Origin of the sequence: Faecalibacterium sp. DFI.5.82 (assembly GCF_029076575.1) — a bacterium.
GTDB lineage: Bacteria > Bacillota > Clostridia > Oscillospirales > Ruminococcaceae > Faecalibacterium > Faecalibacterium duncaniae.
The window spans coordinates 1-288 of sequence record NZ_JARFIS010001143.1 but is presented as its reverse complement, the minus strand read 5'-3'; the positions used below and the strand labels follow the sequence as shown (position 1 = coordinate 288).

The 288-nt window shown below is 45.8% G+C and carries 1 pseudogene; it reads left to right on the top strand.

The window, feature by feature from the left end:
• Positions 1–288, top strand: a pseudogene (locus P0G09_RS20480) (restriction endonuclease subunit S); the annotation flags it as partial.

Genomic DNA, 288 nt, shown 5'->3' with positions numbered 1-288 from the left:
ATTGGGTATGACATCTGAGTGGAGGACAATTCGCGCTGCCGACTATATTGACTTTAATCCTCGCTTGAGCCTCAAAAAGGGTGACATTGCAACGAAGGTTGCAATGGACAAATTAAAGCCGTTCACGAAAAAGATTCCAGAGACGGAAAAAGCCGAGTTTAACGGCGGAGCTAAGTTTTGCATCGGGGACACCGTTATGGCAAGGATCACTCCATGCCTTGAAAACGGAAAAACCGCTTATGTTGATATGCTTGATGATGGCGAAATTGGCTTTGGCTCAACGGAGTT